The sequence below is a fragment of the Microvirga tunisiensis genome (genome assembly GCF_009296175.1).
Lineage (GTDB): Bacteria > Pseudomonadota > Alphaproteobacteria > Rhizobiales > Beijerinckiaceae > Microvirga > Microvirga tunisiensis.
Genome location: NZ_VOSK01000036.1, coordinates 13,824 through 33,849 on the forward strand (window position 1 = coordinate 13,824; position 20,026 = coordinate 33,849).

The window sequence follows — 20,026 nt, forward strand, 5'->3', positions numbered from 1 at the left end:
AATCATAGAAACCATAAAATCCCACACTGTGCAACTGGTTTCAAAAGGGACGTGGGTCGGGAATCTTCGTTGCTCCACTTGGAACGTAGAGAGTTAGCTGCAACCTGGAACGGCTTTATATGAAAGCCTCCATGGGTTAGGAACGGTCTCTATGTAATAAAATTTCGAAAGGAGCGTTCACTCCTATAGTCGAGGTGGTTGCGACCGGTTAAGGTATAAAGCGATGGTCCGAGATGACCTCGAGCCCGGCCCTGGTCAGAGCCGCGATCTTGTCGGGGTTGTTGGTCATGAGGGGTCCCTGGCGGCGCCCAGCTCCTTGAGCATCACGGCGGCGGAATCGAAGCGGCGCTGGTCGGCGTCGAAGCCCAGCATCTCGTCGGCATCGTAGGTGTCGTAGCCCTGCGACTGGAGCCTGTAGGCCCCCGCGTTCCTCCTGATCGAGATAGAGCAGGATGCCTCCCTCGCCCGAGGCCATGAAGCGCACCGTCTCACGCAACTGGTCGCCGCAATCGCCTTTCGGGCTGCCCAAGAGATCGCCCGTGAGACAAGGCGGAGTGCAGCCGCACGGTCACGGGCTTCGAGAAATCCGGCTTGCCGCCGATGGCGAACGCCAGTTGCCCATCGTTCATCAAATCTGGAGTCCACGCCGCCCTTCTTAGAAAGCAGCACTGAATCCCATATAAGGTGATCTAGGCACTTTTTGTCCACACGACCTAGCTGTCTGGATGCGAGACCTCCTTGGCGCGAGCGACGACCCTGAGGGCCGGCGGCAACGCGTCTGAATCGGGCGGCTTGTAGCGGCGGTTGGCGAGCTTCGGCTCGGCAGCCAGGCGGCTTCGCACAACCTCATCCGGGGATCGCCCCTTGAGCACGCGTTGACGTCTCCTGTTATAGGCCTGATTGAAGCCCTTGAGCAGCGTCTCGAGGTCCCGATGGCTATAGATCGTAATGCCGAGCACCTCGCGCTGTACCCGGCCGTTGAAGCGCTCCACGAGACCATTGGTCTGCGGCGTGTAGGGCTTGGTTTTTCGATGCTGCACTTTCAGCTTGCGGCAGGCCTCTTCAAAGCCGTCGGCGGTGAAGCAGGATCCCCGATCCGTCAGCACGTGCGTGATCTTGAAGGGGAACGCGCGCACCGCCTCTTTCAGGAAAGCGACCGCGCTGGTGGCCAGCTCGTCGTCCTTGACCGCCAGGTGCACCCAGCGGGAGCAGCGGTCGATGGCCACATACAGGAAGCGCTTGCGGCGCTCGCCATCGGCGGTCTGCAGCTTGGGCAAGTGCTTGATGTCGATGTGGATGAAGCCGAGATCGTAATCCTTGAACGTGCCGCTCCGGCGCTGGCGGTGCTGCGCCGGTGGCAGGCGGCCGAGCCCCTCCGCCTTGAGGATGCGGTAGACGGCATCGCGGTTGAGATGCGGCAGGAAGTGCGTGACGATGAAGGTCAGATCGTCGAGCGGAAAGCCGGTGGCCTGCCGCAGGGCGCAGACGATCGCTCGCTCTTCCTCGGTCGCTTTCCAGGGCAGCTTGTGCGGCCGGCTGCTATGGTCCTGGCAGTCCTGTGCTCCGCGCTTGCGCCATTTGCGGATGGTCTCGGTGCTCACGCTGAAGCGCTGGGCCAGCACGCCGGTGGGCTCGCGCGAGCGGGCGATCTCCTGGCGGACAGCGGGGGTGGTACGGGCTTGCGGATGAAGGGAGTGCATCACGTCCTCCTGCGGTGAGAAGCTCGGCGTCGCAGGCCGTCAAAGCGCCACGTATACTCCTCAATTGCGCAACGCACCTGATCCCAACAACGTTCCGCCACCAAACAGCTAGATCGTTGCCAGCCCGCCATCAACCGGCAAGCATATTCCTGTAACATTAGACGCCTTTTCCGACGCTAAGAAAAGCCCTGCGTTGGCGATGTCATCGACCGAAAGGAATTGTCCCAGAGGGATCCTACTCAAGAAATTCCTTTTGTTCTCTTCGAAATCGCCTTTCTTGAGTGAAGCTTCTGTCATATCCGTCCACACGGCCCACGGGGCAATGGAATTGACCCTTATGTTGTATTTCCCGAGGTAAACAGCCAGATTTCTTACAAGCATTACAACGCCTGCTTTGGAGACCGAGTAGCTAATTGAACCCAGGGGCGAGGGTCTCATTCCTGAAACCGAAGAGGTAAAAATTATGCTTCCACCACCGGCGCCCTTCAAATGGGGGACTACTAATTTCGTTCCGAACACAGCGGCCTTAAGGTTTATCGCCATGACCCTGTCATAATCTTCTTCGGTAAGCTGCTCAATGTTGCTTTGGTTGGCTATGCCTGCGTTGTGCCAGAAAACGTTGATCTTGCCATACGTTTCTATAGTAAATTGAACCATCCTATCCAGATCTTGCATAGAGGTCACATCAGTAGTGATGAAGGAAGCGATGCCGCCCGCTTCTCTTATTGCAGCTACTACCTTTTCACCTTGTTCGGCGTTTATATCAGCTATTACTACTCTCGATCCCTCTTTCGCGAAAAGGCGAGCTACTCCTTCTCCTATTCCGGCCGAACCACCAACGAGCAAGGTAACCTTATCTTTAAGCTGCATTACAATCTCCATACTTCGTCGTGCTACATAGGCGTCAAGAAGCTGTTTCAGGAAATGTTGGGCATTAATCTCAGGCCCCCATCCGAGTCTGAGCCCGATCATTAGGTCTTGAGGCTGTTCAGGTGAGACATGGCGCAGCGCACCGGCTCATCGGGCAATTCGATATGATCAAAGCGGACGATAATCGCAGGCAACATCGCCTCGCCAATACACCCGTGATCATGTGAATCAACTTCTCCTTGGAGGCTGTGCTTAGGGCACGCGGCCAAGTTCGGGTTGCAGCGCTCAGCCGGGCGCACCTCAGGCGAAACAAGGAGATGCTCAGGGCCCGAGTTACTGTCTTCACGTTCGCATAATGGCGAACGCCACCGGTATTGTTCTTGACGAGAGGCATTCCGCGTGCACGCGACATAGCGTCTTGCGTAAGGTCGCACCGCGCCGGTTCGCCGTCCCGTTGTGGATCTGACAGGCGATCGTGGCTCATGCCGGTTCCACAATGCCGCCAAGAAACAGGCTGCCGACGCGCGGGTCGGTGAGGAGCCCGGCCGCGGTGCCCTGCATGCGCGTGCGTCCGAGCTCCAGCACGAGGCCGTCGTCTGAGATCTCCAGTGCCGAACGAGCATTCTGTTCGATCATCAACACGGAAACTCCCTTGGTGCGAAGGTCTTTCAGAATGCCGAACACCTCCTGCACCATCAGCGGCGACAGCCCGATCGACGGCTCATCGATCAGCATCAGTTGCGGGTCCAGCAGGAGCGAACGCGCGATCTCAAGCAGCTTCTGTTCGCCCCCCGACAAGGTTGAGGCCTGCCGGTCGGCCTTCTTCCGCAGCATGGGGAAGCGATCCATCAGGTCCTCGACACGCGCTGCCACATCCACGTCGGGGCCTGCGGCAATGCCGCCGAGTTCGAGATTGTGGCGCACGCTCAGCTCGGGAAAGATGTTCCGCCCCTGAGGAACGTAGCACAACCCCAGCGACAGCAGCCGCTTGGGCGGCACATTCGTAATGTTCGTGTCCTTGAACGTCACCGAGCCGCTGCGGGCCTTGAGCATTCCGAAGATGGTCTTGAACACGGTCGACTTACCGGCCCCGTTGGGGCCAATGACTGTCGTGATCGTGCCGGGGCGGACGTGGAAGGTTGTTCCATTCAGGATAGTCATCTCGCCGTAGCCGGCGACGATGTCCTTCACGTGAAGCACGGGCTTGGTCATGGCGCCTCCTAGTGACCCAGATAGGCTTCGATGACGGTAGGATTGGCTCGCACTTCGGCTGGCGTCCCCTCGGCGATCTTCTGGCCCTCGGCCAGCACCACGACGCGCGTGCACAAGCGCATGACGAAGTCCATGTTGTGCTCGATCACCACGAAGGTGGCGCCCTGCTCCGCATTGATGGCGCGCAGCCGTTCCTCGAGGTGGCTCAGCATGGTCAGGTTGACGCCGCCTGCCGGCTCATCGAGCAGCACCAAGCGGGGGCCTGCCATGAACGCCATGGCAGCATCGAGCAGCTTCTGTTGGCCGTAGCTAAGGCCGCTGGCCTTCTCGTCAGCGAGATGTTGCAGACGGAAGAAGGCGATCATCCGGTTCGCCTCTGCCGTGAGCCCCACGTCCCGCGACCCGAACAGCCGCGAGACCATCGTGCCCTTGTGTTCTTGGCCCGCCAGGATCAGGTTCTCGTGCACCGAGAGCTGTGGAAAAACCTGCAGCAGCTGGAAGGTACGGCTGACGCCCCGCCGATTCAGCTCGGATGGGCGCAGGCCAGTCACATCCTGGTTGTCCAGAAATACCCGCCCCGCCGTCGGCCTCAGCTGGCCCAGGATGCAGTTAAACAGCGTGGACTTGCCGCAGCCGTTCGGCCCGATGATGCCGAGGATCTCGCCGTCGCGCACGTCGAAGCTTACGCCGCTCACGGCCGAGATGCCGCCAAATGACTTCTTGAGCTCCTGCACTTCCAGAATGGTCGTGCCCATCAGCGCTTCTCCGGGCTGAACATGGAGGCCTTGAGCGTCGGGGTCGCGGCGGCCCGCGCGGCGCTGGCCCGCCGGGTCTTGCGATCCGTGATCCACTTGTCCGCGATACCGAGCAGGCCCGTGGGCGAATAAACGAGCAGGGCCATCATGAACGCTCCGTAGATCACCAAGTACCAGTCATGGGCGAAGCGCAGCCACTCGGGCAGCAACACCGCGATGGCTGCGCCTAGAAATGGGCCAAAGAAGAAGCCGGCCCCGCCCACGACAACCATCATTAGGAGGTTGAGCGACAGCACCAGCGTGAAAGGCGTCGGATCAACGAACTCGACGAGCGGTGCATAAATCGCCCCCGCGAAGCCCCCCATAGCCGATCCAATGGCGAAGGCTATTAGCGTATAGCGGCGCGTATCGACGCCCAGTGACAGCGCCCGGATCGGGTTCTCGCGCAACGCCACGAAGGCGCGCCCCCAAGGCGAGCGAACGATCCAAGCCATGAAGGCCGAGGCCAGAACCAGCATACCGAGGCAGAAATAATAAAACGCGAGGGGTGTCTGGGTCGATAGGCCGAAGACGGTTGGCCGCTGGAAACCCATGATCCCGTAGATGCCCTTGGTCAGCCATTCCTCGTTGCGGAACACGAGGTAGGCCAGAGTCGAGAAGGCTAGCGTCACGAATGCGAGATAGTGATGCTGCACCCGCAGTGCCGGATAGCCCAGCACCCATCCAATGGCGAAGCTGAGCGCGACAGCGACGACAAGCGGCACAAGGAACGGCATGCCGTGCGTCATCAAGATGGCCACCGCATAGGCCCCGACGCCTACGAAGGCGCCCTGCGCCAGCGACACCTGGCCGGCGTAGCCCAGAGTGAGGTTTAGGCCCATAGCAGCGATGCTCATTACCGCCCACATGCTCATGATGTAGAGCCCGTACCGGTTGAGTCCCAGAGGCACAGCAATCAGGAGGGCTAGGGACAGGACAAGAAGCCCCGCGCGAAGAGTGGTGGTGTTAGCGCTCATCAGACGGTGCGCTCCTCGACGCGGCCAAACAGGCCTTGGGGCCGGAACAGGATAACTGCAATCAGCAGGAAGAGCGGCACCGCGCCACGGTACTGCGTGGACACGTAGGCGGCTGCGAAATTATCCACGATGCCGAGCAGCAGACCGCCCGCGATGGCTCCGCGAATCTGGTTGAAGCCACCAACGATAGCAGCGATAAACGCCGCAAGACCGAGGGTCTCGCCGGCTGAGAACTTCGCGAGATAAACCGGGCTGATCAGGAAGGATGCCAGCGCCACAAGAGTGGCGTTGATCAGGAAGGTGTAAAGGATCATACGTTGGACCGGAATGCCGAGCAGGCGGGCCACCGAGGAATTCTGCGCCGTCGCCTGCATCTGGCGGCCCGTGGAAGTCCCGTTCAGGAAGACCTGCAGCAGGTAGACAGCCGCGAGCGCGAACACGAAGAGGGAGACGCTCTGCACCGAGATCTGTGTACCTAGCACCGGGATGTCCCCGCTCGGCAGGAAGGATGGGAACGACCATGCCTCGGCACTGTAGCCCTCCTTGACACTCTCCTTCAGAAAGATCGACAGCCCCATGGTGCAGATGGCAAGCGGCAGCACGCCGTGCCGCAGCATTGGATCAACGATAATCCACTTAAACAACGCGCCCAGCACGAGGAGCGATGCCCCGAGCCCAAGCAGCAAGGCGACCCACAACGGCGCGTTCAGGTTGAGCGCGGCCAGGGCGAAGAAGGCCGGCAGCATGACGAATTCACCCTGAGCGAAGTTGATTGTCTGCGATGTCTGCCAGAGCAGCGTGAAGCCGAGGGCGATCAGCGCGTAGATAGCGCCGGTGGCCAGCCCCGCAATCAGCAGATTAATGACGTTCGACATGGACTTGTCCGATCCATTCTTGGCGCCCGCTGGGGCGGATCTGATGACCTTAGGGCCGGGACAAGGGGATTCGGTGCAGTCGAATCCCCTTCGGGGTCACGGGTTCACCTTGGGAAGGACGGTCTTGATCACTTGCTTGCCGTTGACGACCTCGCCCATAAAGCTCATACGGTCGAGGTCGCCTTTCTCGTCGATCGTAAGGTCCATAAGAATGCCAGGCTCTGTCGAGGCTTTTATAGTAAGGTCGTGCAGTGCGTCCGGCAGGCCCTTAGGGTCTAGCTTGCCCATCTCCTCCGTTCCGGCCTTGATCGTATAGACGGCAAGATAGCCTCGGACCCCATTGTGGTCCGGGACGTAGTTGTACTTCTCCTGGAATTTTTTCCCATAGTCCTGAAGGGCGGGAATCGGGGCATCCACTGTGAGCCCGACATGCCCACGCACACCATTGGCGGCATCGCCCGCCAGCCGGATCACAGTCTGCGTGAGAAGCACAGTCTCGCCCACAAGCGGTGCGGAGATGTTTTGCCGGCGCAGTTCTCTGAGGCAGCGGGCTGCCTCCTCCTCTGAGAGGTAGATGAAGACCGCGTCTGGATTTGAGTTCTTCACCTTCACCACGTCGGCGGCGAAGTCTGCTTGGCCCACCTCTGTCGAGACGTCGGCGACAATGTTTATCCCGCGCGACTGCAACTCCTTGGACATCACATCGCGTGCGCCTTTGCCGAAATCGTTGCTGACCCATACAATCGCAACACTCTTTGCCTTGACGTCTTCGGCCAGATACTTCGCAACCTTTGGCACTGACGACTGCTGACCGAAGCTGGTTCTGAACAGCGTGCGGTGGCCGAGTTGCGTCAGCTCGGCGGCTTCGCCGCCTGCGAGTTGGGCAATGCCGGTCTGGCTGATGAGCGGTGCCGTGACTTTGACTGAGCCAGAATTGCCGGGACCGATGATCGCATATGGATTCTCGTCGAGCGCCTTCTGTGCAAGGGCGCGCGCAATTCCCGGATTACTCTGCGTGTCTAGATGGGTGATCTCGATCTTCTTCCCGAGAATGCCCCCTTTGCCATTGATCTCGGCGACGGCAAGGTCGGCGCCGTTCCTGACGTTTGTCCCTACTGAAGCGCCGGGACCGGAGAGCTCTGCAAGGTTTATGATTTTTATCGTCTCTTGAGCGAGAGCGGGACCTAGTAGGGTGGCTGAGAGCACAAGGGTATTTGCAAGCAATCTCACGGTTTCCTCCTGGGTATGCTTACGAGTTATTGTTTTGATCAGGTCTGAGGCGCGTCCCACAGGACGCGGCCTAGATGCAAGCTTGACGCCTATAACTCTCGGGCATGAAGAACATAGAGCAAAATCAGAAAAGTGTCATATAACCGGATTGTCTACAGGCAGCTGCGTCCTTTCATCGCCGCTAGACTGATCATTATTAACCAATAACTCTCAAGCCACGACCAATGGTACGAAGGACTGCGAGATGCAGCCCGACCACTCGTATGACTAAAGACTGCCAGCATTGAGCTACCCTGATAAGCCGACTTACCCGTTCAGCGAGTATAGATTTAATCTATACCCGGAATCTCAGCGATTGACAATAAATCCCAAATAGCGCGAACTAGCAAGGATGGCACTGTCGTACGGCAGTGCGCCGCATCGTCGAGGACGAGCGGATCGCCCGGGAGGACTGACATGGATTGCTTCAAGTCGGGTTTCGGCGTTAGCCGCAGGGAATTTCTCGTAAGATCTATCGCGGCGGGTCTCAGTCTGCCAACTGCAATGATTGCCGCAAAGGCCTATGCTAAGCCCGGTCCGCTTACGGTAGGTTTTAGCTTGTGGGACTTATCAATCCCATTTTCCGTACCAATGGCCACGGCGTTGCGCGAGACTGCCGCCGCAAACAACATCAACCTCAAACTCGTTGATGCAAAATTCGATGCGGCGTTGCAGGCGCAACAGGTTTCAGAGTTCATTGTTCAGAAGGTCGATGTCGTCTGCGTTGGACCAGCCGATGCTCGCGCAATTGTGCCAGCTGCGAGACAAGCAACTGCAGCGGGAATCCCGTTCGTAGCCATAAATGGAAAGGTCGAAGGATTCCCCTACATTGGCGTCGATGACAAAGACTTCGGCGTTAAAATGGGTCAACTAATCCTGGAAGCCTTGGAAAAGTCTGGTACATCGGGGCCATATAAGATCGCTTTTCTCCGGGGTTTGCCAGGCGGTGCTCCCGATCGGCTGCGACATGAAGGAATCATGTCGGTTATTTCAAGTAGGCCAGATATCGAAGTTGTCGCACAAGTTGTCACAGAATGGAGCCCTGACAAAGGATTATCCGGCACACAGGACCTGCTGCAAAAGTTTGGCCCAGGCCAGCTTCATCTCGTGCACGGTTGGGGTGGAATGGTTGAAGTGCCCGGCGCTCGATATGCTCATAAGACCGGCCGATCCGATGTCGTGTTTACGGGAGCCGAACTGACCGTTCAAACGGCTGAAGCGATACGGAATGGTTGGGAGTATGGTGTCGTCGTCCAAGATCCGACAACAGTGGGCAGGGTTGCGCTATCAGCGATAGCGAAGATGGCGCCGGATTTCAAAAAAGTCCCGGCCGACGCCGTAATCCCGTTGCCAACTTGCACCAAGTCAAATCTCGAACAGTTCAAACCATTCTGATGGCGATATAAAAAGCCAGTTTGTAGGCTTACTCGCAAGCCACTCTCGAGTTACAGGGAGAATAGTCGCATGACTCACAGGATGTCGACCTACTGGCAGCGGTGGGGCATATTTTTGATCTTGCTCCTACCTATCGCGTTGCTCATGATCCTCAATCCCGTATTCCGGCAGCCGGGCAACCTTTTCAATCTTTGGCAGCAAGCATCAATTATCGGCATCATCGCCATCGGCCAGACGATGGTTATCATTCTAGGGGGGGTTGATCTCTCAGTCGGAGCTGTGGCCGCCCTGTCTGGCGTGGTCTGCTATCTGATGTTTGGGCTGGGCGGGGGAGGTCTGGCGATGGTGGGAGGCGTGGTGGCTGCTTTGACTGCATGTGCCATCGTTGGGGCACTAAACGGCCTGCTCATTACAGTGTTCAATATAACGCCTTTGATCGCAACGCTTGGAGTACTCAGCATAGTTCGGGGACTTGTTTTGATCGTCACGAACGGCGAACTGGTCTACGCCGAAGGCCCAGCATATGCATTCTCCGAATTCCTACAGGATTCAACGCTTTGGCTTCCCAATGCTGGGCTGCTCTTTGTTGGCTTGGCCGTCGCCGCTGCACTGGTGCTTCGGCGCACGATATTTGGCCAGTACATTTTCGCGATTGGCGGAAACGAAAAGGCCGCGTCGCTTGCTGGGCTACCTGTTCTTCAGGTCAAGATTTTGACTTACGCTATCTGTAGTATGATGGCAGGGGTTGGTGGTTTATTATTATCATCCCGAACCGCATCGGCCTTACCGAACGCTGGGATAAGTTACGAATTGCAAGCAATCACTGCGGCGGTCATCGGGGGTGCCGCTCTCGGCGGAGGGAAAGGTTCAATATTCGGCACAGTGCTCGGGATTTTGCTGATCACCGCCATCGGCAACGGCCTCAATCTTTATAACGTGTCTCCGTTTTGGCAAACCGGTGTTACTGGTCTGATCCTCTTGCTGGCAGTCGGGTTCAGTACTTGGGGCAATCGGGAAGCACGCTCGGTAATCCGGTGACCGCCATGCTCTCAATGCGCAGTATTACCAAAGACTTTGCCGGGGTGAGGGTCCTAGATGGTGTCGATTTTGATGTGGAAGTTGGCAGCGTGCATGCACTGCTTGGCGCGAATGGAGCCGGCAAGTCGACCTTGATTAAGGTGCTGGGCGGACAGTACCCAGACGCGGCCGGCATTACGACGCTGGACGGTGAACCATTGGATATCTCGAGTCCCAGAGCAGCGCGTCTGTCAGGTGTCGGAATCGTGCATCAAGAGTTCGATCTTGTGCCTCAACTTACTGTCGCCGAGAACATCTTCCTCGGCTTCGAAAGCCTGAAGCTCGACGCAAGATCTTCAGTGTGGCGCCTTGTCGATCGGAATGCAATGATAGGTGCCGCTCGTGAGATACTCGATAAGTTCAACCTCGGGGTTAGCCCTGACGCCGTGGTTGGTAAGCTCCCAATAGGTGCGCAACAGATCACGGAAATTGCACGCGTCATTGCTCTGGGCAGACGTGTGATGATCTTTGACGAACCAACGGCGCGCCTGGGACAGCGTGATCGCGATCGCCTTTTCGAAGTGTTTCAATCTCTGAAGCGCAGCGGCAAGATGGTCGTGTTCGTCACTCATTATCTAGATGAGGTTATGGCTGTCGCCGACCGCGCAAGCGTGATGCGAGACGGTAAGATGATAGCGACCAAGGAGATCTGCGGGACAAGTGTCACGGAACTCAGCCGCATGATGGTCGGGGTCGACGTCAAGGGCGTCTCGCGTGCCGCCAAGCCTCAAGTAGGCCATGAGGTTCTGTCGGTGAACAACCTGAGTGACGGCGCTACCTTCGATGATATCTCACTGTCAATATCGGCAGGTGAGATTGTGGCGCTTGTTGGTCATCTGGGCTCCGGCAGGCACGAATTGACGCGTAGCATCCGTGGGCGGCGATCCGTTAAGGGTGACATCGTCGTTCGTTCGGGCCACAAACAAAAGCGTGCCAAGATGGGTTTCGTGCCGGAGAACCGACGTGTGGAGGGAATATTTCCTGAACTTTCCGTTGGTGCGAACATCTCACTAGGGTTCCTTCGTGAAAAATCGTCCTTCTCACTCCTTCCCGTCAAAAAAATTCGCGCAACTGGAGACGATGTGATCGCCAGGTTGCAAATCAAGAGCGCCGGCGGATCTCAGAAAATCGGCCAATTGAGCGGGGGAAATCAGCAGAAGGCAGTCTTTGGCAGAGAGATGATTTCCGATCCATCCTTCTACATCATAGAGGCGCCGACAGTAGGTGTAGATGTCAAAGCGGCGGTGGAACTGCACAACGAAATCTTCAAGATGGCGGGGCGCGGCAGCGCCATTCTGCTTGCGACCGATGATCTCGACGAGGCGATTCGGATATCTGACCGTATACTGGTGATGCTACGTGGGCGCATTGTAGCAGAAATCGCTTCAAGAGATGCGACACGGGAAGGGCTAGTTGCGGCCATGGGGGCTGCCTAATTCGAGTGATTGGGAGGAAAAGCTAGGATGCCAGAGAAGTACGATCTACTCGACCGACGGTTTGAGAAGCTGATAAGCAGTCACGCTGATGTTGAGCAACTGTACACCGGTTGCCGATTTGCGGAGGGCCCAGCCTACTTCGCGGGTGGTAGATATCTGATCTGGTCTGATATCCCAAACAACCGCCTGTTGCGTTACGATGAAACCGACGGGTCAGTTAGTGTCTTTAGACAGCCGTCTGGATACGCAAATGGCAATACTGTGGATCGCGTCGGGCGCCTCATTTCATGTGAACACGGGACTAGAAAGGTCACTCGTACAGAACATAATGGTGCTATCACCACACTTGCCGAGAACTGGAACGGTAAACGGTTGAATTCGCCCAACGATGTTGTCGTCAAATCAGACGAGACCATCTGGTTTACCGACCCGCCCTACGGAATTGACGATGATTACTCCGGCAACAAGGGTGAAAGCGAGATTGGCGCCTCCCATGTGTACCGCATCAATCTGCGATCCGGGATTGTGGAAGCGGCAATCACAGACATGGTTAGGCCGAACGGTCTGGCCTTCTCGCCGGACGAACGCAAGCTCTATGTGGTCGACAGTGGCCGCACCCACGGTTTGGACTACCCCGCACACATCCGTGTATTCAACGTGGACGACGACAACAGGGTGAGCGGTGGCACGGTGTTTGCCGAAGCCACAGTAGGCATTTTCGACGGCATGCGCATCGATACAGACGGTCGGATTTGGACAAGTGCCGGGGATGGGGTTCACGCTTATGAACCAGATGGAACCCTGATTGGCAAGATTCGTGTCCCAGAGGTAGTTGGAAACCTCTGCTTCGGTGGTGCGAGAAACAACATACTCTATATCTGTGCCACAAAGTCCCTTTATGCGGTACACCTACTGGTTAAGGGTGTCCGTACATATTGAATGCTTGCGGCCCAGTTGGTCCGTCGTTGTAAACAGCGCATCCTGAACGGGTTCACGCTCGGTCGCTAAGGCAAATGCTGACAGTCTCACGATCTTGCAGCTTGCGCTACCGATGTTTGTTTCCGCCAGCAATCTTGATTACAGCGACTGTGCCCTGCCCGAGCATGATGTGCTATGTAGCAATGCGGATAGGTCTGCCGCTGCCCATCCGAATTGCTGCGCATTGTAAATGACGTCTTCTAGAGCATTGAATTGGAAACAGAACTCTACCGCCTCCGCGCCGGCTGAAGCTGTGACTCACTGCCTTAAACAGGAGGTGGATCATTGTCACCGCTATTTCCTCGACCCTCGGGTGCGAGACCAGCCTTCGTTGAGGCAGCGCGTTCCTACCGGGCGGCACCCCAGCACTCTGACGTCGGTCAGCGACACCTTCTCCATCAAGTTGGTGTGGTGGGCGTGGGGCACCGGCTCACCAGCACCGGACGACTGGGGCGGTCCGCCAGGAGGCGGTAAACTGGTGCCCACCAGACCATTGTGATCCAGGCCTTCGAGGCAAGACCTCATTCTTCGAATGCTTTTTCCCGAGTGCTCCTGATGGCGGGCAAGATCATCAAGGACAGGATTATCAGTGTTGTGATGATCAATGCGAGACTGATCGGGCGGGTGACAAAAATGCCCGGATTGCCATAGGATACCTGAAGCGCCCTCTGGAAATTCTGCTCCAGAATAGGTTGCAGCACGAGTGCAAGGATTAGGGGAGCCGGCTCGCATCTCAACTTAATGAACGCATATCCGAAAAATCCGAAGGTGATCAGAATGAGCACATCGACCATGCTATTGTTCATCGTGTAAGTTCCGATGCACATAATCGCAAGGATCATCGGATATAACAGGTGATAAGGGATCCGTAGGAGTTTGACCCAGATTCCCACCAGCGGGAGATTGATGATTAGGAGCATGACGTTCCCGATCAGCATTGATGCAATTAGGCCCCAGAAAAGTTGCGGCTGCTCTGTTATGATATTGGGCCCCGGCGTTATTCCTTGAATCATCATCGCGCCGGCCAGCAAGGCGATAACGGCATTCGAGGGGATGCCAAGGGTCAGAAGCGGAATGAATGACGTCTGCGCACCAGCATTGTTTGCCGCCTCAGGAGCTGCAACGCCCTCAACGGCGCCGTAGCCGAACTTCGACGCGTTGGGGGAGATCTTCTTTTCGAGGGCATACGCTGCAAAGGAGGAGAGCATTGCGCCGCCACCAGGCAGCAATCCGAGAACAGAGCCGACACCCGTAGCACGCAGGACGACTCGCCAACAACGTCTGAAATCCTCCGCTGTCGGCCAGAGGTGGCTAATATGGCGCGTGACCTCGACCTTCCGCTCCGTATTCTCGAGATTGGCGACGATTTCGCCTACGCCGAACAAGCCCATGGCAACCGGAACAATTGGCACCCCGTCTGATAATTCAGGAATACCAAGGGTCAGGCGATATGCGCCCGTTACGACATCGGTCCCGACCGTTCCTAGCAACAGGCCGAGCACGATCATTCCAAGCGCTGGTAGAACCGCGCCATGCGCTAGCACCACCGCCACGATGAGGCCGAGGACCATGAGGGAAACATACTCGGCTGGCCCGAACCATAGCGCGACTTTGGCGAGAGGCGGGGCAAGCAGCGCGATAAATAGTGTAGACGCGATTCCCGCAAAAACCGAACTGAGCGCAGCAATAGCCAGAGCAGGACCAGCCCGTCCTTGGCGAGCCATCTGGTGGCCGTCAAGACATGTCACGATGGATGACGTCTCGCCCGGCATATTGACAAGAATGGACGTCGTCGATCCGCCATACTGCGAGCCATAATATATGCCTGCTAGCATAATGATGGCCCCTTCGGGCGGTAAGTAATAGCTAACCGGCAAAAGCATCGCCATTGCATTGAGCGGGCCCAATCCTGGCAGAACGCCAATCATGGTTCCGAGCAAGCAGCCAAGAAAACAGTACAGCAGGTTAGAGGGATCGAAGGCGACATACAGCCCGTGACCGAGCCCGGTAAGGCCATTCAGAATTTCCATGAGACTTTCCTTATATGAACGTCGGCCAGATAGGAATGGAAACACCGATTGCCTTCACGAACACGACAACTGAAAAAAGGTTGACAAGAACAGCCAATCCAATCGCGTCCACGAGCTTCGTGCCGCGGTTTGCCGCACAGGAAATGAAGATCAAGCCTGTCAAGGCGATAACAAGACCCATGCTTTCAATCGTCATTGCAAAGAATGCGAGCGCGAGAAAAATGAGCAGGGGACGGAGGCGCCATGGAGATAGCGCCTCACCATCTTTGGTAAGTCCGAGAAGAATAAGTGCCAAGCCCAGGCCAAGTTGTATGACCGCAAGCATGTTTGGGACAAAGCCAGGGCCAAGGCCGATGTCTGTAAAATTGCTCAATGTCCGTGCCGCATAGAACGCAAAGCAGGCAACAAGGAGCAAGAAAATGCCGGTTAGAACACTGGTCGCATCCTTGACATGTCTCATCGGCAGATCCTTTCGCGCGATCGTCGAATATTCTCCTCGACCCGAGCATACTACTGCTGGATCACGATGCCACCATCGTCGGCAATCTTCTTCCACCGCTTGTAGTCCTCGACGATCTTTGCCTTGAAGGCATCACCAACCAGCAGGTTGTCGTCGGGCAGAAGTTTGATCGCTTGCTGAAACTTCTCGATCGCTTGGGGATCGGCATAAACGGCACGCAGGTCGGTCCTCAGCCGGTTCGCAATGTCATCCGGTAGGCCCGGCGGTGCCACCACACCCCACCATGCTTCATGCTCAAGCCTGCTATAGCCGAGTTCTTCAAGGGTCGGCAGATTGGGATAGGCCGGATGGCGCTTGGCACCAGCCGGGCCGAGAACCTTCAGGCCTTCGGGAATTGGCAGTGACGCCCCTGTGTAGAAATCGATCACGCCTGCCAGAAGATCAGTGTAGACGGCGCTCGCGCCCGTGTAGGGAACATGAACCCCTTTCGCTCCGACGGCCTGCTCAAGCGCCACGGTACCCAAATGGTTGAGCGATCCGACACCTGGAGTACCATAACGAAGTTTCTGGGGATTGAGCTTGATCTGCGAAATCAGATCCTTCATCGAGGCAATCGGGCTGTTTGGCCCGACAACAACGAGAGGCGTGCTTGAGAAGGGCCGGGCTAGGAACGTGAACTGCGAAAAGTCATACGGCAGATTGCTTCTGACAGCAGGAATGATGGATAGTTCCGCAGTCGTAACGAACAGCGTGTATCCATCCGGTTTGGATTTCGCCACGTATTCCGCTGCAATCGCGGACGCCGCGCCGGGCCTGTTTTCCACGACGACCACTTGCCCGAGCCGTTTCTGGAGAAACTCGGCCGTTATCCGGGCCATTACATCTGATCCGCCACCTGGATTGAAACCAACGATGATCTTGATGGGCTTTCTCGTTGGGAATTCCTGTGCCTGAACGGACGAAGCGATTGGAAGCGCACCGAACAGGAGCGCGGCACCAAGGCGCAATATCTTAAGCATCGTTTCCTCCCAGATATTCTATGTTACAGGCCCGGCCAGGCTGATTTATTTTTGAGCCGCGAGGCCTTGGACGAAGTAGTGTGCGTGTTCTCCGACGGCTCGTTCTCCTTCCTGCGATTTCGGGGGAACGTTGAAGCTCCTGAAATACACTCTCCTGATCTCAAGCATTCGTCACGCTATGCAACAGCCGCGTTGGGCTGTAACCGATACCCAGGGATTAAACAGTCACGTATCCCAATCCGGGCTGGAGCCTGCGATCAGGCAGTTGGCGAAGACCCTGGAACAACCAAGGCTGGCATGCTCAACTGAGGTTGTTAAGACATCCTGCTCATTCAGGTGGTATAGCTTTGATCTATACACTGGCTCGACCTGGGCCATAATCCCGCCAGGAGCACCTACCAATTGGCTGGTTGTTAAAGCAGCAGCTCAGGGCGAAAGTCATCGGGAGAACCGATAAGGGTATGCTCCGTAGAGTGCTTCGTCTTTTACATCAGGTCGATATCCAGCTTGCGGCGCCGGATCACATCCTTTAATACTGTTACAATCAGCTCCTCAACCACAGCGATTGCTCGCGTCGTAGGATGCGAGGATTTCCGCGCAATAAAGGTCGTTTGGCGGATTGTGGGTGCAACGATAGGAACGAGGGCAATGGTTCCGGCTGCCAGTTGCGGCAAGACCGCCTTCTGGGGCACGAGCGAATAGCAACTGGCTCGCTCAACGAGTTCTAGCATTTGCGGTACCGAGTCGATCTCGGTCACGATGTTCAGACGGATGCCGTATTTCCTAACCGCTCTTTCGATCATCCGGCGTGACCCCTGGGTCGCCCTGGGCATGGCAAGCGGCAATTCCTGGAGAGTAATCGCTTCAATCGGGCGTGTTGCAAAGCCGTCCGGTTTGATCTCGTGCGGCCAGTTGTCGGGTGCGGTGGCAAGGAAAATATCCTCCTGGAACATAGCCCATGAGGAGAACTCGTTAGTATCAGGCTGAGCATAGACGCAGCCAAGATCGAGCTCGCCCGAACTGAGCAAGTCGAGTGTCGTCCTATCCAAAGCCTCGACGATGGTCATTTGCACGCTGGGATGTTGGTTCTGCACCGTCTCGAGCAGTGGCACGCCGAGGATAGCGCTGAGTGAAGGCGGCAAACCGAGCGACACGGCGCCGCGAACTTTGGTCCCCAATTCCGAAATCCGCTCTATGGCGGCGTCGGTCCGCTCAATGACTTCGGCCGCATAGCGCGCCAACTCATCGCCTGCTTCGGTTAGCTGAACGCCGCTGCTGCCACGGATCACGAGATCAATGTTGAGTCGGCTTTCGAGATTCGACACACATTGCGATAGGGAGGGTTGGGCGATGCCCAACTCCTGCGCCGCTGCAGAGATGGACCTATGTCGTGAGAGGGTGAGGAAGTAATAGAACTGTTTCAACTCGATCAGCGGAGGGCGAGGCTTATACATGACGGCCTCTCCCTAGTCTCCATCGCACGTGCAAAGATCGCCCTGCCCTGTCGCGGCCAGCCGCTGGTTGATGCTGTCGGTCGAGCATTTCAGCCTGTCCATATCCACTCATCGGCCTTGATCCCCTATGGGTGCAATCGGCCGTCTGGCTGGTATCCCTGTGGGATTATGGCCCAGGTTGAGTCCAGTGTATAGATCAAAGCTATACCACCTGAATGAGCAGGATGCCTTAACAACCTCAATTGAGCATGCCAGCCTCAGTCCCAGTGGAGGAGCGGGACCCCGCCCAGGCCAAATGCCACCGCAGCGTGGACTGCGGGAGAGGACCCATGAAACGATTTGAAGACAGTGTCGTCTTGGTGACAGGGACGGCCAGCCGCACCGAACATGCTGCCATGCGGCGGCTGTATAGCGAAGGATCCCGTATCGGCGCGGCCGGTCTGAAACTGGCTCGGCTCGGCAAACTGATGAATACCTTTCCGGGCGAGGATTGCCTCAAGGCCTTCAGCATCAACGTCGCCACAGAGGCCTGGACTTTTGTCGAAGGGACGAAAGTCTTGTTCGGCAAGATCACGCACGTGTTCAACGCAGGGATCAAAGACGTCGGCATCTCGGACAGCAACGTCAATGACAACCCTCAGGCTTCCAACCAAACCTGCGAGGCTTTTGTTCGCGTGCCGGACAACGAGGATGCGGTCACAGCTGTCGTCGTGAACCTTGCATTAGCGGGTCTCCGCAGTGTGTCCAACAAGCTTCTCTATGTTGCTTCGAGATCTCGGGTCAGCGGCATCACCGCCAGCATGGCGGTGGGACTGGCGCCATGCGGGATCGGCTCGCACTGAGCCGAAGTTACCTGTCACCGTCCTGAGATCGATACAATGCCCGAAACCGGCCAGCTACTAACGCCGGCCCGCGATGGAGCTAATGATGAACGAACGACCCTCGTCTGCGATGTTCAGCCACAAATACTTCGGCAAAGAACTGGGCCATTTGATCGGCGGAAAAAGCGTACCGCCGCATTCGGACCAGATGATGCCGTCCTTCAACCCTGCCACCGGCGAGGTGTTGGCATATATCCCGGAGGGTACCGCTGAAGATGTCAATTTGGCAGTGGCTGCAGCGCGCAAGGCGTTCGAGGGGCCCTGGTCGGAATGGCTGCCCTGGGAACGCCATCGCCTGTTCATGCGCATCTATGAAGTGATTGAGCAAAATTTCGACGAACTTGCCTATCTCACGACGCTCGACATCGGCACACCAATCACCAAAACACTGGGCATGAAGCAATACGCCCTGAAGGCCATCACTTATTTCGCTACGCAAACGACCAATATTGGCGGCCAGACTCTCCCCAACAACATCGGGACGGGTGTCATGACCATGACGGTCAAGGCGCCGGTTGGTGTGATAGGAGGAATCCTTCCTTGGAACGTCCCGCTGGTGGGGCTGTGGTGGCTTTTGGGCGGCACGCTGGCCACCGGCTGCACTATTGTGCTCAAACCCGCGGAATATGCGACGATGACCATTCTGCGCCTCGTCGAACTGCTCTACGAGGCTGGCTTGCCTGAAGGCGTGGTCAACGTCGTTGCGGGCCGTGGCGGTGTCGTCGGTCAGGCCTTGGCGGAGCATAATGATGTGGACCGTGTCGTGTTCACGGGTTCGGTGCAGGCTGGCCGGAAGGTCATCATGGCCTCGGCATCGAATGTGAAACGGGTCCAGGTCGAGCTTGGTGGCAAGTCGCCCGACATCGTCTTTGCGGATGCTCCGATGGAGCTCGCGGTCCCAGGCGCAGCGATGGCCGTCTATAACAATTGCGGACAAGTCTGTACTGCCGGCACGCGGTTGTTCGTCGAGCGCAAAGCGCATAATGAGTTCGTTGACAAACTGGTCAAATTCTCGCGCCAGATGCGCATCGGACCGGGTATCGCACATGACACCGACATGGGGCCACTCATTTCCCAAGGCCAGCTTGACCGGGTGATGAGCTATGTTGACGGCGCTGCACCCGAAGGGGCTACGCTGGTGACTGGCGGCAAGAGGTTGGGCGGCGACCTCTCACAGGGCTACTTCGTCGAACCTACGATCTTCTGCGATGTGCGACCTGAGATGACCATTGCGCGGGAAGAGATCTTTGGACCTGTTATCTCGGTCATTCCCTTCGACACTGAGGAGGAGGCGCTGCGACTGGCCAACGAAACGGAGTACGGTCTCGGTGGCGCCGTCTGGACTCAGGATCTCTCCAAGGCGATGCGGATGATCAACAGAGTGAAGGCAGGCACCTTCTGGGTGAATTGTTATGACTGGATGGACGCAGGCGTGGGGATGAACGGCTACAAACTTTCCGGCTATGGTGGAAAGGGTGGCCCGACCCACATGGATAACTTCCTATACCAGAAAAGCGTTTACATCAATCACACCTACTCGGGTGATGTGCCACCAGTTGGCGCTGGGCTCCGCGCCTGATCGAAACGCGAGAGGCTAGA

At 57.0% G+C, this 20,026-nt stretch carries 17 protein-coding genes and 1 pseudogene; 6 read left to right on the top strand and 12 right to left on the bottom strand.

The annotated features are described in order from the left end of the window. Positions 1-214 precede the first annotated feature (214 nt). The 8 genes and pseudogenes from FS320_RS50715 to FS320_RS12260 form a co-directional block, all read right to left on the bottom strand. Positions 215-602, bottom strand: a pseudogene (locus FS320_RS50715) (GTP cyclohydrolase II RibA); the annotation flags it as partial. Positions 603-713: 111 nt separating this feature from the next. After that, a complete protein-coding gene (locus FS320_RS12230; protein ID WP_152711841.1) occupies positions 714-1,700 on the bottom strand; it encodes an IS481 family transposase in 987 nt (328 codons plus the stop codon). A 108-nt stretch (positions 1,701-1,808) separates the two neighbouring features. Further along, entirely contained in the window at positions 1,809-2,570 is a 762-nt protein-coding gene (locus FS320_RS12235; RefSeq protein ID WP_162003048.1) for an SDR family NAD(P)-dependent oxidoreductase, read from the bottom strand. A gap of 480 nt (positions 2,571-3,050) precedes the next feature. Beyond that, positions 3,051-3,782, bottom strand: a complete 732-nt coding sequence (locus FS320_RS12240; RefSeq protein ID WP_152711845.1) for an ABC transporter ATP-binding protein — start codon at positions 3,780-3,782, stop codon at positions 3,051-3,053. Between the two features lie 8 nt (positions 3,783-3,790). Beyond that, on the bottom strand, positions 3,791-4,537 hold the full coding sequence (locus FS320_RS12245) for an ABC transporter ATP-binding protein (RefSeq protein ID WP_152711847.1): 747 nt from the start codon (positions 4,535-4,537) through the stop codon (positions 3,791-3,793). Beyond that, a complete protein-coding gene (locus FS320_RS12250) occupies positions 4,537-5,553 on the bottom strand; it encodes a branched-chain amino acid ABC transporter permease (protein ID WP_152711849.1) in 1,017 nt (338 codons plus the stop codon). Before FS320_RS12250 ends, FS320_RS12245 begins: the two co-directional genes overlap by 1 nt. Continuing rightward, a complete protein-coding gene (locus FS320_RS12255; RefSeq protein WP_152711851.1) occupies positions 5,553-6,428 on the bottom strand; it encodes a branched-chain amino acid ABC transporter permease in 876 nt (291 codons plus the stop codon). The genes FS320_RS12250 and FS320_RS12255 overlap by 1 nt, the downstream gene beginning before the upstream one ends. A gap of 96 nt (positions 6,429-6,524) precedes the next feature. Next, positions 6,525-7,658 carry an ABC transporter substrate-binding protein gene (locus FS320_RS12260; protein WP_162003049.1) on the bottom strand — a complete coding sequence of 378 codons (1,134 nt, stop codon included), beginning with the start codon at positions 7,656-7,658 and terminating at the stop codon, positions 6,525-6,527. A 456-nt stretch (positions 7,659-8,114) separates the two neighbouring features. On the opposite strand from FS320_RS12260, the gene FS320_RS12265 reads away from it, so the two are divergent. From FS320_RS12265 to FS320_RS12280, 4 genes are all read left to right on the top strand, one after another. Then, positions 8,115-9,092, top strand: a complete 978-nt coding sequence (locus FS320_RS12265) for a sugar ABC transporter substrate-binding protein (RefSeq protein WP_152711853.1) — start codon at positions 8,115-8,117, stop codon at positions 9,090-9,092. A 69-nt stretch (positions 9,093-9,161) separates the two neighbouring features. Next, positions 9,162-10,130 carry an ABC transporter permease gene (locus FS320_RS12270; protein ID WP_152711855.1) on the top strand — a complete coding sequence of 323 codons (969 nt, stop codon included), beginning with the start codon at positions 9,162-9,164 and terminating at the stop codon, positions 10,128-10,130. Between the two features lie 5 nt (positions 10,131-10,135). After that, positions 10,136-11,605 carry a sugar ABC transporter ATP-binding protein gene (locus FS320_RS12275; RefSeq protein ID WP_244627110.1) on the top strand — a complete coding sequence of 490 codons (1,470 nt, stop codon included), beginning with the start codon at positions 10,136-10,138 and terminating at the stop codon, positions 11,603-11,605. Between the two features lie 27 nt (positions 11,606-11,632). Further along, positions 11,633-12,544: an SMP-30/gluconolactonase/LRE family protein gene (locus FS320_RS12280; RefSeq protein ID WP_152711859.1), complete on the top strand. Its 912-nt coding sequence runs from the start codon at positions 11,633-11,635 to the stop codon at positions 12,542-12,544. A 560-nt stretch (positions 12,545-13,104) separates the two neighbouring features. Here the strand turns inward: FS320_RS12280 and FS320_RS12285 are convergent. The 4 genes from FS320_RS12285 to FS320_RS12300 all read right to left on the bottom strand — a co-directional run bounded on the left by FS320_RS12285 (position 13,105) and on the right by FS320_RS12300 (position 17,546). Continuing rightward, positions 13,105-14,613 (bottom strand): tripartite tricarboxylate transporter permease, encoded by a 1,509-nt coding sequence (locus FS320_RS12285; protein ID WP_152711861.1) that lies wholly within the window; start codon positions 14,611-14,613, stop codon positions 13,105-13,107. Positions 14,614-14,623: 10 nt separating this feature from the next. Beyond that, the gene (locus FS320_RS12290; RefSeq protein WP_152711863.1) at positions 14,624-15,073 is read right to left on the bottom strand and encodes a tripartite tricarboxylate transporter TctB family protein; all 450 of its coding nucleotides are present in this window, start codon (positions 15,071-15,073) and stop codon (positions 14,624-14,626) included. A 50-nt stretch (positions 15,074-15,123) separates the two neighbouring features. Then, on the bottom strand, positions 15,124-16,092 hold the full coding sequence (locus FS320_RS12295) for a Bug family tripartite tricarboxylate transporter substrate binding protein (protein ID WP_152711866.1): 969 nt from the start codon (positions 16,090-16,092) through the stop codon (positions 15,124-15,126). Between the two features lie 485 nt (positions 16,093-16,577). After that, a complete protein-coding gene (locus tag FS320_RS12300) occupies positions 16,578-17,546 on the bottom strand; it encodes a LysR family transcriptional regulator (protein ID WP_152711868.1) in 969 nt (322 codons plus the stop codon). A 329-nt stretch (positions 17,547-17,875) separates the two neighbouring features. Between FS320_RS12300 and FS320_RS12305 the strand changes: the two genes are divergently transcribed. Beyond that, positions 17,876-18,388 carry a Rossmann-fold NAD(P)-binding domain-containing protein gene (locus FS320_RS12305; RefSeq protein ID WP_152711870.1) on the top strand — a complete coding sequence of 171 codons (513 nt, stop codon included), beginning with the start codon at positions 17,876-17,878 and terminating at the stop codon, positions 18,386-18,388. Between the two features lie 85 nt (positions 18,389-18,473). Beyond that, complete coding sequence (locus FS320_RS12310) at positions 18,474-20,006, top strand: aldehyde dehydrogenase family protein (RefSeq protein ID WP_244627108.1); 1,533 nt, start codon at positions 18,474-18,476, stop codon at positions 20,004-20,006. Positions 20,007-20,026 lie beyond the last annotated feature (20 nt).

What these genes read in the sequence shown, in the direction of transcription:
- FS320_RS12270 (WP_152711855.1), top strand. Translation starts at nt 9,162, where the DNA reads ATGACTCACAGGATGTCGACCTACTGGCAGCGGTGGGGCATATTTTTG.
- FS320_RS12240 (WP_152711845.1), bottom strand. Translation starts at nt 3,782, where the DNA reads ATGACCAAGCCCGTGCTTCACGTGAAGGACATCGTCGCCGGCTACGGC.
- FS320_RS12295 (WP_152711866.1), bottom strand. Translation starts at nt 16,092, where the DNA reads ATGCTTAAGATATTGCGCCTTGGTGCCGCGCTCCTGTTCGGTGCGCTT.
- FS320_RS12245 (WP_152711847.1), bottom strand. Translation starts at nt 4,537, where the DNA reads ATGGGCACGACCATTCTGGAAGTGCAGGAGCTCAAGAAGTCATTTGGC.
- FS320_RS12285 (WP_152711861.1), bottom strand. Translation starts at nt 14,613, where the DNA reads ATGGAAATTCTGAATGGCCTTACCGGGCTCGGTCACGGGCTGTATGTC.
- FS320_RS12275 (WP_244627110.1), top strand. Translation starts at nt 10,136, where the DNA reads ATGCTCTCAATGCGCAGTATTACCAAAGACTTTGCCGGGGTGAGGGTC.
- FS320_RS12250 (WP_152711849.1), bottom strand. Translation starts at nt 5,553, where the DNA reads ATGAGCGCTAACACCACCACTCTTCGCGCGGGGCTTCTTGTCCTGTCC.
- FS320_RS12265 (WP_152711853.1), top strand. Translation starts at nt 8,115, where the DNA reads ATGGATTGCTTCAAGTCGGGTTTCGGCGTTAGCCGCAGGGAATTTCTC.
- FS320_RS12310 (WP_244627108.1), top strand. Translation starts at nt 18,474, where the DNA reads ATGAACGAACGACCCTCGTCTGCGATGTTCAGCCACAAATACTTCGGC.
- FS320_RS12305 (WP_152711870.1), top strand. Translation starts at nt 17,876, where the DNA reads ATGAAACGATTTGAAGACAGTGTCGTCTTGGTGACAGGGACGGCCAGC.
- FS320_RS12300 (WP_152711868.1), bottom strand. Translation starts at nt 17,546, where the DNA reads ATGTATAAGCCTCGCCCTCCGCTGATCGAGTTGAAACAGTTCTATTAC.
- FS320_RS12235 (WP_162003048.1), bottom strand. Translation starts at nt 2,570, where the DNA reads ATGCAGCTTAAAGATAAGGTTACCTTGCTCGTTGGTGGTTCGGCCGGA.
- FS320_RS12280 (WP_152711859.1), top strand. Translation starts at nt 11,633, where the DNA reads ATGCCAGAGAAGTACGATCTACTCGACCGACGGTTTGAGAAGCTGATA.
- FS320_RS12230 (WP_152711841.1), bottom strand. Translation starts at nt 1,700, where the DNA reads ATGCACTCCCTTCATCCGCAAGCCCGTACCACCCCCGCTGTCCGCCAG.
- FS320_RS12290 (WP_152711863.1), bottom strand. Translation starts at nt 15,073, where the DNA reads ATGAGACATGTCAAGGATGCGACCAGTGTTCTAACCGGCATTTTCTTG.
- FS320_RS12255 (WP_152711851.1), bottom strand. Translation starts at nt 6,428, where the DNA reads ATGTCGAACGTCATTAATCTGCTGATTGCGGGGCTGGCCACCGGCGCT.